5 protein-coding genes are annotated in these 12,693 nt (G+C 75.3%); 3 read left to right on the top strand and 2 right to left on the bottom strand.

Annotated elements, in window-relative coordinates:
• Positions 1–80: 80 nt before the first annotated feature.
• Positions 81–974: a LysR family transcriptional regulator ArgP gene (locus tag QRY02_RS22365; RefSeq protein ID WP_285993474.1), complete on the top strand. Its 894-nt coding sequence runs from the start codon at positions 81–83 to the stop codon at positions 972–974.
• Between the two features lie 4 nt (positions 975–978).
• Here the strand turns inward: QRY02_RS22365 and QRY02_RS22360 are convergent, their stop codons facing one another.
• Both QRY02_RS22360 and QRY02_RS22355 read right to left on the bottom strand, forming a co-directional pair.
• Positions 979–3,327, bottom strand: coding sequence for an ATP-binding protein (locus QRY02_RS22360; protein WP_285993473.1), 2,349 nt, complete (start codon positions 3,325–3,327; stop codon positions 979–981).
• A gap of 145 nt (positions 3,328–3,472) precedes the next feature.
• On the bottom strand, positions 3,473–6,043 hold the full coding sequence (locus QRY02_RS22355) for an AMP-binding protein (RefSeq protein ID WP_285993472.1): 2,571 nt from the start codon (positions 6,041–6,043) through the stop codon (positions 3,473–3,475).
• Between the two features lie 225 nt (positions 6,044–6,268).
• On the opposite strand from QRY02_RS22355, the gene QRY02_RS22350 reads away from it, so the two are divergent.
• Together QRY02_RS22350 and QRY02_RS22345 are read left to right on the top strand one after the other, a co-directional pair.
• Complete coding sequence (locus QRY02_RS22350; RefSeq protein ID WP_285993471.1) at positions 6,269–9,619, top strand: non-ribosomal peptide synthetase; 3,351 nt, start codon at positions 6,269–6,271, stop codon at positions 9,617–9,619.
• The gene (locus tag QRY02_RS22345; protein WP_285993470.1) at positions 9,616–12,651 is read left to right on the top strand and encodes a non-ribosomal peptide synthetase; all 3,036 of its coding nucleotides are present in this window, start codon (positions 9,616–9,618) and stop codon (positions 12,649–12,651) included. Before QRY02_RS22350 ends, QRY02_RS22345 begins: the two co-directional genes overlap by 4 nt.
• Positions 12,652–12,693: the final 42 nt, after the last annotated feature.

The raw sequence follows: 12,693 nt of genomic DNA, 5'->3' as shown, positions 1-12,693 counted from the left end.
TCGACAGGCGCGCCCTGGCTCGGGTGCGGAGTTGCGTCAACAGCACCGCTAAGGCTTTCTCCGTAAGATCAGAATCCGTGATGACGGATCTGCCGCTGGACCAGGTCAGGACGCTGCTGGCGGTGGTCGACGCGGGCACGTTCGACGCCGCCGCGGCCGTGCTGCACGTGACGCCGTCGGCCGTCAGCCAGCGGGTCAAGGCGCTCGAACAGCGCACCGGCAGCGTGCTGGTGACCCGCACGAAACCCGTGCGGGTCACCGACTCCGGGCAGGTGGTGGTCCGGTTCGCGCGGAGGCTCGCGGCCCTCGAGCGGGACGCGCGGGCCGAGCTGGGCATGAGCGGCGAGCCCGTCCGGGTGCCGATCGCGGTCAACGCCGACTCGCTGTCCACCTGGTTCCTGCCGGCGCTCGCCGGGGTGACCGCCGACCCGCCGATCTGTTTCGAACTGCACCGGGAGGACCAGGAGCACACCACCACGTTGCTGCGGGAGGGCCGGGTGATGGCGGCGGTGACGTCTTCGGCCGCGCCGGTGCAGGGCTGTTCCGTGCGCCCGCTCGGCGACCTGCGCTACCTGCCGCTGGCCGGCCCCGCGTTCGTGGCGCGGTGGGTGACCGGCGCGCTGCGGGACGACCTGTCCGTGGCGCCGGTCGTGGTGTTCGACGACCACGACGACCTGCAGGACGCGTTCGTGCGGCTGCTCGGCGGGGACGGGGCGAGCGCGCTGCGGCACTACGTCCCGGCCTCGGAGATGGTCGTCGCCGCGGTCGAAGCCGGCCTCGGGTGGGGCATGGTGCCCGAGGTGCAGGCGGCACCCGGGCTGCGGGCCGGCACGCTGGTGCCACTCGTGCGGGACCGGCCGGTGGACGTGCCGCTCTACTGGCAGCAGTGGAAACTGGACCTGCCGGCACTGTCCACAGTGGCCGAAGCGGTCGCAGCCGCGGCGGCGTCTTCGTTGCGCGGCCCCGGTTCCTGACCCGTCAGGCCGGCATCAGCCGTTCGGAAGCCACTCTCGCCGGGATCGGCGGGCCGGCCGGGGTGGAGACCGAGCGGCCGACGATGGTGGCGAGCTGGGCCCGTGAGCACAGCGCGAGCTTCTTGAAGATGCGAGCCAGGTAGGTCTCCACGGTCTTGTGGCTCAGGCCCAGTGTCCGGGCGATCTGCTGGTTCGTCCGGCCGTCGCTGACCAGCCGGGAGATCTCGCGCTCGCGGCCGCTCAGCTGGGCCAGCTCCGACGGGAGGTCCGCCAGGCCCGGGTCCGGCTCGTCCCGGAGCGGGTCCGGCACCTCCGCGATCCGGTCCCCGGAGGGGCCGTCGGTCTCCTGGTACCGCTGCTCGTCGAAGTGCTCGAGCAGGGTCGTGAGGCCGTCGAGGACGTAGCGGTGACCGAACCGGGTGGCGATCGCGAGCGCCCGGCGGAGGTGCCGGCCGGCCTGGTCGTCGTGGGCGAGCGCGTGCTCGGCCCTGGCCAGCCAGTAGAGCGGGGTCACGTCGGGGGCCAGGTCCGCGTCGGACACGTTGGCCATCAGGGTCCGGGCCTTCAGCAGCTGGTCCTCGGCGGCCCGGCCGGCGGGATCGGTGAGGGTGGCCAGGGCCAGCAGCAGCGCGCGCGGGCCCGCATCGGTCACCGGGTCCAGGTGGTCGGCCAGCGGGCAGAGGCCGGGGACCCCCTTCGCGGACGAAAGGATCGACAGGTCGGGGACCGCGGTGGGGTGGCGGCTGTCGACGGTGGTGGCGAGCAGCTCCGCGACCAGCCGGGCCCTGGTGCGGTGGTCACCGGGATCGGCGATGCGCAGTCCGATGCGGAGCAGGTCGCCCGCGGCTTCGCGGTCGCCTTCCAGGTGCAGCGCTCGCCCGGCCCACAGCGCGGTTTCCGGGGAGTGCGCCACCTGGTCGAACAGGAGACGGGCGTCGGACGTGCGGCCGGTGACCACGAGCGCGATGGCCAGCAGCGGCACGTGGTCGGCGCACACCGGGCCACGCGGGTCCAGCGCCCGGCGCAGCCAGCCGGCGGCGTCCGCCGGTCGCTCCCAGCGGACCTCGCGGGCGGCGTCGACCAGGATCCCGGCGGCGTCGTTCTCTTCGACCAGCACGCAGTGCGCCAGGTGGTAGGCGATCTCCGGGGCGGGCGCGTCGCGGTCACGCAGCGCCTCGGCGGCCCTGGCGTGCGCGCCGAGCCGCCACGCGGCGCCGGCGGCCTGGCGGGCGGTGGCCCGCAGCAGCGCGTTGCGGAACCGGAATGTGCGGTTGCCGCCGTCCACGCGCAGGATGTCGTGCGCGACGAGCTCGTCGACCGCGGCCCTGGTCGGTACCTCGGAGCCCTCCACCACCGCGGCCAGCAGCCCGGTGTCGAAGGACTCGCGCATCAGGGCCGCCGCGTGCGCGACGGTCCAGGTGAACGGGGACAGGGTGCGGAACTCGCGCAGCGGGGACACCGGCATCCCCGGCCCGCCCGGCCGGTTCGGGGCGTACCCGGGCACGGCGAAGGGGTCCTGGTCCTCCGCCGCGGCCAACGCGCGCAGCAGGCCCGGGTTGCCGTCCGCGGCGTCCAGCAGGGCCCGGCGGCGGTCGGCGGGCAGGCCGGCCGGCAGCAGGGTGCCGAGGTAGTCCTCGGTGAGCGCGGGCAGTTCGACGTGCGCGACACCGTCCACCGGCTCGTCGAGCGCCGCCAGCAGGTCACCCGCGGTCTGCCGGGGGCGCAGCGCGGTCACCAGCAGGACCGGCGCGTCCGGCGGCCGCCGGATCAGGTGGGTGAACAGGTCGACCGACGCGGGATCCGCCCACTGCAGGTCGTCGACCACCAGCAGCAGGGGGACGCCGGCGCTGAGCCGTTCCAGCAGGGCGCGCACCGCGTGGAAGAGGTGCCGCATCTCCGACGGGCCGCTCGGCACGGCCGCGTCGGGCGAATACCGGGCCAGCGCCGGGCAGATGCCGGCCAGCCAGGAGACGTGGTACTTCGGGAAGCCGTCGAGCAGCGCCGGGTCCCGCGACGTCAGCAGGTCTTCGAGGGCGTCGGAGAAGACGCCGAAGGGCAGCGACCCGGGCAGCGGGCCCGCGGCACCGCAGGCGACCGTCCACCCGCGTTCCTTCGCGTGGCCGGCGAGTGCCGCGAGCAGTTCGGACTTTCCGCTCCACGGGTCACCGCTGATCCGCACCGCGCGGACGTCGGGTTCGGCGCCGTCCACAATGCCGGTGAGCCGGGCCAGCTCCGCTTCGCGGCCCCGCGCGTCGAGCCGCCAAGGGGCGACGCCACGCGGCCGGGGTACTTGCGGCCCCGGTTCGGGTGAGGCGGAGATGGGCACGTCGTTGTACCCCTGAATCGATGGCATACCTTGATCCCCCAGGATGTCGGTGTCCTCCCGATCGATGCGGCTCGATGATCCACGACCGTCATCAACTTGTACCACAGTTGACATCCGATTGGCGTAAAAGGCGTCGATTTGTCCACTGTGGACTACCAAGGTTGGTAGTGCCTCAGTGCAGGGGAGCTTCGAAGCGCTCACGCAGCGGGCGCAGCTCCTTGAGCTCCGACAGTTCGGCGATCGTCGGGCTGAGGTAGAACGTGCGCGCGGGCAGCTCCACGCCGAAGTCCTGCTGCAGCTGCCCGAGCAGGTCGGCCGCGACCAGCGAATGGCCGCCCAGCTCGAAGAAGTCGTCGTCGACGCCGACGCTGTCCACCATCAGGACTTTCGCCCACAGGTCGCAGAGGAACCGCTCGAGCGCGTTCTCCGGGGTCCCGTTCTCCTCGGGCACGGCCTCCTCGGCGGCCGAGCCGGGCAGCGCGTCCCGGTCGAGCTTCCCGTTGGGGGTCAACGGGAAGGCGTCGAGGGCGACGATCCTGGCCGGTACCAGGAACTCCGGCAGCCGTTCGCGCAGCCAGTCGCGCAGCGCGGGCGCCGCGGGGCGGTCGCCGTCGGCGAGCACGACGTAGGCGGCGAGCCGGGTGCTCCCGCCGGCACCGGGCTCCGGCAGCGCCACCGCGGCCGTGACGGCGGGGTGCGCGCCGAGCGCGGCGGCGACCTCGGCCGGCTCCACCCGGTACCCGTTGATCTTGACCTGGTCGTCGGCCCGGCCGAGGAAGTCCAGCGAGCCGTCCGCGCGCCAGCGGGCCAGGTCCCCGGTGCGGTACTGGCGTTCGCCGCCCGCGGCCGGGGTGAACACGGCCGCGGTGGCCGCCGGCCGGCCGAGGTAGCCCTGGGCCAGCCCGTCGCCGAGGGCGTACAGGTCGCCCACCACCCCCGGCGGCACCGGTCTGCCGAGCCGGTCGAGCACCCGGACCCGGGTGCCCCGGATCGGCCGGCCGATCGGCAGCGGGCCGGTACCGCCGGGGCGGCCGGCCGGGCCACCGAACGTGGCGCAGGTGGTGAAGGTCGTGTTCTCGGTCGGGCCGTAGCCGTTGGTGAAGACCAGGTCCGGGTACGCGGCCAGCAGCCGCCGCACGGCGTCGGGGGAGATGACGTCGCCGCCCGCGATCAGGTGGCGCACCCCGGCGAGGCGGTCGAGGTGGTGGTCGACCAGCTGGTGGAAGAGCCCCGCGGTCAGCCAGAGCACGGTGACCCGCTCGGCCGCCACGACCGCACCCAGCTCGGCGGGATCGACCCGGCCCGGCGGCAGCAGCACGAGCCGGGCCCCGGCGGAAAGCGGCGCCCAGATTTCCAGCGTGGAGGCATCGAAGGCGATCGGGGCGGCCTGCAGGAACACATCGCCGGGGCGGGCGTCCAGCCAGTCCGGTTCGTGCACGAGCCGCGACACCGCCCGGTGCGGCACGCACACGCCCTTGGGGGTGCCGGTGGAACCGGAGGTGTAGCTGACGTAGGCGAGGGTGCCCGGGGAGAGATCGCGGGGCAGCGGCCCGGCGGTGGCCGGTGGTGCCGCATCGAGTGGGGCGGCGGTGGGGTCGCCTGCGGTGTGGTGGCTGGGCTGCGGCTCGGTGGTGGCGGGCGCTGCGGTGTCGAGGGGGGCCGTGGTGTGGTGGCTTGGCCGCGGCTCGTTGGTGCGGGCGGCGGTTGCCTGGCTGGGCTGCGGCTTGGCAGTGGCGGGCGCTGCGGTGTCGAGCGGGACCGTGGTGTGGTGTTCGGGCTGCGGCTCGATGGTGCGGTCGGTGGTTGCCCGGCTGGGCTGCGGCTCGGTGGCGGGCGCTGCCGGGTCGACCGGGCCCGCGGTGTGGTGGCCGGGCTGCGGCTCGGTGACGCGGTCGGTGGTTGCCCGGCCGGCCAGCGGCTCGGCGGCGGGCGCTGCCGCGTCGAGGGGGATCGCGTCGAACAGGACCGCCGTCCGGTCGGCCGGTACCCGGCCGGCCAGCTGCGCGTCGGCGAGCACGATGCGGACCCCGGCGTCGTCGAGCAGTCCGGTGAGGCGGGCGTCCGGCCAGTCCGGGGACAGGGCCAGGTAGGCGCCACCCGCCTCGAGCACGGCGAGCAGACCGGCGATCAGCCCGGCGGACCGGGCGCCGAGCACGCCGACCACCTCGCCGGGACGCACGCCCGCCCGGACCAGCCGGGCGGCCAGCGCTCCGGCGTGCTCCGCCAGCCACCGGTAGGGCAGGGTCGTGCCGGCCGCGGTGAGTGCCGGGGCGTCCGGGGTCCGCCGGGCGCGCTCCTCGACCAGGTCGTGCACGAGCCTTGCGGGAGCCGGCGGATCGCCGCCCTCGAACGTGGCGACCAGGGCCCGGTCGGCGTCCGAAGCGAGGTCCAGCTCCGACACCCGGAGCGAGGGGTCCCGGGTTCCGTCGGCGAGCGCCCGGTCGACCTGCCCGGCCAGCTGAGCCGGCTCGTCGCCGTGCAGCTCGGCCGCGCCCTCGGTGACGACCAACTGGGTGTCGCCGACGGTCACCGTGTACTCCGGGCCGGCCGGCGCGGGCACCTCGGCGCCGAGGGCGGCGAACGTGGGGTCGGCGGACAGGTCCACCTCGACGGTGACGTCCCCGGTCACGGCGACCTTGTCGCTGTGCGCGCGCCGGGCGGTGACCGCCACCAGCGCGGCGAGCACCTCCTGGGGCCGTGGGGTGCGGGCCGCCGGCCTCCCGACGCTGACTCCTTCGAGCATGATCGCCGATCCTCCAGACGTCGCGGGGTGGTGCCGCCCGCGACCTGAGCGTGTCGGGACCGCCGGGTGGCTGCCAGTCAGGGAACTCCCTGATGTGCGGGCGCGACGCCGGCGCGACGGCGGAGGGATCCCCGACTTTCCCGGGCCGCCGGTGACGGGAAGCCTCGGGGGCGCACCGGGCTGTCCGGGTGACGCGTGCGACGAGCTGGCCTGAGGGAGACGGGGATGACCCACGACGCCGACCGGCTGAACCAGGCCGTCAGCGAGCTGTCCGAGGAGCGCCGGGCCCTGCTGCTCAGCCGGCTCGGCACCCGTCAGGCCGAGCGGGCGCGGGCCGAGGAGATCCCCCGCCGGCCACCCGGCACCGACCGGCTCCCCTGCTCCGCGGGCCAGGAACGGCTCTACTACCTGCACCAGCTCGACCCGGGGTCGGTGACCTACCTGCTGCCGATCCGCCTGCGACTGCGGGGCACCCCCGACCCGGCGGCCCTGCGGGTGGCGCTGGCCGGTCTGGTGGCGCGGCACGAGCCGCTGCGCACCGGGTTCGAGGTCGACGCCGAGCACGTCCCGAGCCAGGTGGTGCGCGCGGCCGGCGAGGTGCCGGTACCGCTCGCCGAGGGCGCGGGCACCGCCGCCGAGGTCGACGCCCACGTGCGGCGGCTGACCGGGGAACCGTTCGACCTGGCCACGCCGCCACTGCTGCGGGCCGGGCTGTGGCGCGTCACCGACCGGCCGGACGAGTGGGTCCTCGCGCTGTGCGTGCACCACGCCGTCATCGACGGCTGGTCGCTCGGCGTGCTGGTCGAGGAACTGGCCGAACTGTACGACGCGGCCGTGGCCGCCCGGCCGCCCGAGCTGCCCGAGCTGCCCGTGCAGTACGGCGACTACACGCTCTGGCAGCGCGACCGGCGGGCCGACGCCGTCGCCCGCGACCTGGACTTCTGGCGGCAGGCCCTCGACGGCGCGCCGCCGCTGGAGCTGGCCGGCGACCGGCCCCGCCCGGTCCGGCCCACCTTCGGCGGCGCCTCGGTCCCGGTGCGGATCGAGCCCGCCCTGGCGGGCGCGCTGGACGCGCGGGCCCGGGCGGCGGAGGCCACCCCGTTCATGGTGCTGCTCGCCGCGTTCACCGTGGTGCTGCGCCGCTGGTCCGGGCAGCCGGACCTGGTGGTGGGCACCCCCGTGGCCGGGCGGTCGCGCCCGGAGCTGGAGCGGCTCGTCGGGTTCTTCGTCAACACCCTGGTGCTCCGCGTCGACCTGGCCGGCGCCCGGTCGTTCGGCGAGCTGGTGGACCGGGTCCGCACGGCCTGCCTGGCCGGCTTCGCGCACCAGGACGTGCCGTTCGAGCAGGTCGTGCGCGAAGCCGGGGTGACCCGCCAGGGCGGCCGGCCCGATCTGCCCAGGGCGCTGTTCGCCCTGCGCAACGTCCCCCTTGGCGCGCCCCGGCTGAGCGGCCTCGAGGTGGTGAACGAGGAGTTGCCGCGGGTGGGCACCGACCTCGACCTCAGCCTCGAGCTCGCCCCGGACGGCGACGGCGGCTACTCCGGCTGGCTGGTCTACGCCACCGACCTGTTCGACGCCGGCACCGCCGAACGGATGGTGTCCGGGCTGCGGGCGGTGCTCACCGCGGTGGCCGGGGACACCGGCCTCGCCGTCGCCGCCATCCCCGTTCTCCCGCCCGCCGAGCGGGACCGGGTGCTGACCGGGTCGAGCGGCGCCGCGGTGCCCGCCGTGGCCCCCACGACGATGCACGCGCTGGTGGCGGCCCAGGCCGACCGCACGCCCGACGCGATCGCGGTGGCCGGCGGCCGGCCGCTCACCTACCGGGAGCTGGACGACCGGGCGAACCGGCTCGCCGCCACCCTCGCCGGGCACGGGGTCCGCCGGGAGGACCGCGTCGGCGTGCACCTGCACCGCGGCCCCGACCTGCTGGTGGCCTTGCTCGGGGTGCTCAAGTCGGGGGCGGTCTACCTGCCGCTCGACCCCGACCAGCCGGCCGAGCGGCTCGACCTGATCCTCCGCGACGCCGACCCGTCCGTCGTCGTGACTTCACCCGGCCTCGCGGGCGCCCCCGCCGTGACCGGGCGCGCCACGGTGCTCGTCACCGAGACCGCCGGGGCGACGGCGGGCCGGCCGGACGTGCTCGTCGACCCGGCGAACGCCGCCTGCCTGCTCTACACCTCCGGCTCCACCGGCACGCCGAAGGGCGCGCTGCTGACCCACCACGGCGTGGCCAACCGGATGGGGCAGATGGTCACCGGCCACGGGTTCGGCCCCGGCGACGTGGTCCTGCAGAAGACGCCGATCGGCTCCGACCCGTCGCTGTGGGAGATGCTCGTGCCGGTGTGCGCGGGGGGCCGGGTCGTCTTCGCCGACCCCGGCCGGCACACCGATGCCGGCCACCTGCTCGCCCTGATGCGCGAACACCGGGTCACCGCGTGCGACTTCGTGCCGTCGATGCTGGTGACCGCGCTGGCCGATCCCCGGTTCGCCGAGTCCGTGGCCTCGCTGCGGCTCGTCGTCTGCGGCGGCGAGGAACTGCCCGCGCCGGCCGCGGAGCGGTTCCTGGAGCTGGCTCCCGGGGCCGTGCTGACCAACTACTACGGTCCCACCGAGGTGTCCTTCGACGCCACCGCGGCGGCCGTGACCCGTCCGGTGCGGACGCCGGTCCCGATCGGCCGTCCGCTCGCCGGCGTCGAGGCGTACGTGCTCGACGCGGACGGCGAAGTCACGCCGGCCGGCGTGCCGGGGGAGCTGTTCCTCGGCGGTGTGCAGCTCACGCGCGGCTACCTCGACCGGCCGGGGCACACCGCGGAAACCCTGGTCCCGCACCCGTTCCGCGCCGGCGACCGGCTGTACCGCACCGGCGACCGGGTCCGCCGCCGCCCCGACGGCGAGCTGGACTTCCTCGGCCGGCTCGACAGCCAGGTCAAGATCCGCGGCTACCGGGTCGAGCCGGGCGAGGTCGAAAGCGCGCTGCGCACGCACGCCGACGTCGAACACGTCGCGGTGCGGGTCTTCACCGACGAGACCGGGCCCCGGCTGGCCGGCTACCTGACGGTGCGCGCGGGGGTCACCCCGCCCGACGCCGGCGCGCTGCGCCGGCACCTGGCCACCCGGCTGCCCGCGCCGATGATCCCGGCCGCGTTCGTGGTCCTCGACGAGCTGCCGCTGCTGCCCAACGGCAAGGTCGACCGGAGCCGGCTGCCCGAGCCCGGCCGCACCGCCGTGGAATCCGTGCCGCCGGAGACGTCGCTGCAGAAGGTGCTCTGCCACATCTGGGAGCAGGTGCTCGACGCGAAGGACATCGGCGTGCACGACGACTTCTTCGTGCTGGGCGGCCACTCCCTGCTCGCCACCCAGGTCGTGTCGCAGGTGCGCGAGGTCTTCCGGATGGACTTCCCGCTGCACTTCTTCGTCGAGACGCCCACGGTGGCCGCGTTCGCCACGCTGCTGCGCGAGCGCGGGGTCGCCGCGGGGGTCGACGTCGACAAGGTGGCGGGGATCGTCCTGCGGGTCCGGGCCATGTCGGCCGCCGAGGTCGGCGACCACCTCGGATCGGAAACGAGGCAACGATGACCACAGTGTCCGGCCACCGGGTGACCGAGGGGTCCCCGGCCATTCCCCGCTGGGCGACCGGCCAGGCCGGGATCGCCGAGCACCGGTTCCCCCTGCCGGCCGCCGTCGAGGACACCGTGCTGTTCGCCGCGCACGCGGTGGTTCTGGGCGCGCTGACCGGCGAGCCGGTGGTGACCGTCGTCCACGACGGCCGGCCGCGGGTGGTCGACCTCGGGCACCGCACGTGGCGCGAGCTGATCGCCCACGTCGCCGGCGCACCGGCGGTTTCGGCGCGCTGTGACACGGTCGTCGGGGAGGGGGAGCTCGGCGGGGACGCGATAGTCCACATCGGACTCGACGGGAACTCGCTCGTCGTGCGGTGCCGGCGGGAGTGGGTCGACGACGCCTACGCCGCCCGGATCGCCGACTACCACCGGACCGCCCTGCGCCTGGCCGCGGCCGACCCGGACGCCGGACACGCGGATCGGTGCCTGCTGGGCGCCGCCGAGCTGCGGCACCAGCTCACCGCGCTCAGCGGTGCGCCTCGCGAGCTGCCCGATCGCCGGGTGCACCAGCTCATCGCGGACACCGCGGCGGCCCGGCCCGACGACGTCGCCGTCGTCGCCGGGCTCGACCAGCTCACCTACCGCCAGCTCGACGAGCGCGCCAACCAGGTCGCGCACGCCCTGCTGGCCGACGGTCTCACCGCGGAGGACGTCGTCGCCGTCGTCAGCGAACGCGCCATCCCGTGGCTGGTGGCGGTGCTGGGCGTGCTCAAGGCCGGCGGCTGCTACCTCCCGGTGGAACCGCACTTCCCGATCGAGCGGATCGCCGCCATGCTCACCCGGTCGGCGTGCGGGCGCGCCCTCACCGACGACGTGGGCGCGGCCGTGACCGACCGGCTCGCCGGGCTCGTGCCGGGGATCCGCGCCCGCGGGGTGGACGAGATCCTGCGCGGCGGCCACCCGTCGGCCGCCCCCGGGACGCCGGTGGTGGCCGGGCAGCTCGCCTACATCTACTTCACCTCCGGTTCCACCGGCGAGCCCAAGGGCGTCATGTGCGAGCACGAAGGGATGCTCAACCACATGCTCGCCAAGATCGGCGACATGGGCGTGCGGGCGGGCACGGTGGTGGCGCAGACCGCGCCGCAGTGCTTCGACATCTCCCTGTGGCAGCTGCTCGCCCCGCTGATCGCCGGCGGCACCGTCGTCATCGTGTCGCAGCAGGCGCTGCTCGACGTCGAGCAGTTCGTCGCCGAGCTGGACCGCAGCCGGGTCGAGGTCGCCCAGCTGGTTCCGTCCTACGTGGAGGTCCTGCTGGGACACCTCGAGCGCCGCCCGCGCGCCCTGCCCGCGCTGCGGTGCGTGTCCGCGACCGGCGAGGCGCTCAAGGCCGCGCTCGTCCGCCGCTGGTTCGCCGTGCTCCCGGAAGTGCTGCTGGTCAACGCCTACGGGCTCACCGAGACCTGCGACGACACGAACCACGAGGTGCTGGACCGGGCACCGGACGGGTCCCGCGTGCCGTTGGGGCGGGCCATCGCCGGGGTCGGCGTGCACGTCGTCGACGGCAACCTGATGCCCGTCCCGCTCGGCGCGACCGGCGAGATCGTGTTCTCCGGCCGGTGCCTGGCCCGGGGGTACGTCAACGACCCGATCCGCACCGCACTGGCCTTCACCGCGAGCCCGCTCTTCCCCGGCCAGCGGCTCTACCGCTCCGGCGACTTCGGCCGGTGGACACCCGACGGGCGGCTGGAGTTCTCCGGGCGGCGGGACACCCAGGTCAAGATCCGCGGGTTCCGCGTCGAGATCGGGGAGATCGAAGACCGGCTGCTGCGCCTGCCGGGGGTGCGGGAGGCGACGGTGATCGTGGCCGGGGCCGCCGAGTCCGCCCGGCTGGTGGCCTGTTACTCGGCCTCGCCGTCGCTGGCGCCGGGGCCGCTGGTGGAGGCGCTGGCGCGCGTGCTGCCCGACTACATGGTGCCGCGGGACTGGTACTGGCTCGACGTGCTTCCGCTGACCGGCAACGGGAAGGTCGACCGCAAGGAGCTGGCGCGCATCACCGGTGGCCTGAACCGGGCGATGACGGAAGACGAGCGGCCCCGCCCCGGCGCCGAGCGCAGGCTCGCCGCCGCGTGGGCCACGGTGCTCGGCGTCGCACCCGACCGCGTCGGGCGCACCGACGACTTCTTCGCCTCCGGTGGCTCGTCGCTTTCGGCGCTGCAGCTGGTGATCGAGCTCGACCGGGCGGTCTCGCTCGGCGACGTCACCGCCCACCCGGTGCTCGCCGACCTCGCCGGAGTCCTCGGCACCGGCGCGACCGGGACCCGTCCGGTGCTGCACCGGCTGACGCCGCGAGCGGGCCGGACCCTGGTGTGTTTTCCTTACGCGGGCGGCAATGCGGTGACCTACGTGCCGCTGGCCGGCGAGCTCGCCGCCGAGGGCTGGGCCGTGTACGGCGTGGAACCGCCCGGCCGGGACGGCAAATCGGCCCCGGTCGCGGTACCGGAGCTGGCCGAGCTGGTCGCCGACGAGCTCGCCGCGCTCGACGCGGGACCGGTGACGCTGTGGGGGCATTCGATGGGCGTGGCCGCCGCGATGGCCACCGCGCGATTGCTGCGCGAGCGCGGTCACGACGTGCGCCGCGTCCACCTCGGCGCCCAGCTCCCGGGTGACAGCGGTGCCCGCCGGGTCCAGGCCGCCGAGGTGGCCGCGCTGGCGGACGACGAGGTGGTGACCGCGCTGGTCGAAAGCGGCCGGCCGGAGCTGGCCGAGGTCGGCGGCGCGCACCTGAGGCCGCTCACCGACGCGTACCGGCACGACGTGGCGGCCGCCTGCAGGTACCTCGCGGAGGCCCTCGACGCGGGCGACCGGCTCGACGTGCCGGTGACCGTGGTGCTCGCGGCCGACGACGTCCCGGACGACGTGCCGGGTGATCCGTGGGACTGGGGCCGGCTGGCCGGTGACGTGCGGGTGGTGGAATTGCCGGACGGCGGCCACTACTTCGCCGCGTCGCGGCCGGCGAGCGTGGCGAAGGTGATCGCCGGAACGGACTGAGGCGGGGGACTTCCGTGACCGGCGGGCGAGCCGGGCACCGGA

The sequence above is a fragment of the Amycolatopsis sp. DG1A-15b genome, assembly GCF_030285645.1.
Taxonomy (GTDB): Bacteria; Actinomycetota; Actinomycetes; order Mycobacteriales; family Pseudonocardiaceae; genus Amycolatopsis.
Note: the sequence above shows the minus strand (reverse complement) of the source record. Positions and strands in the feature narration are given on the sequence as shown.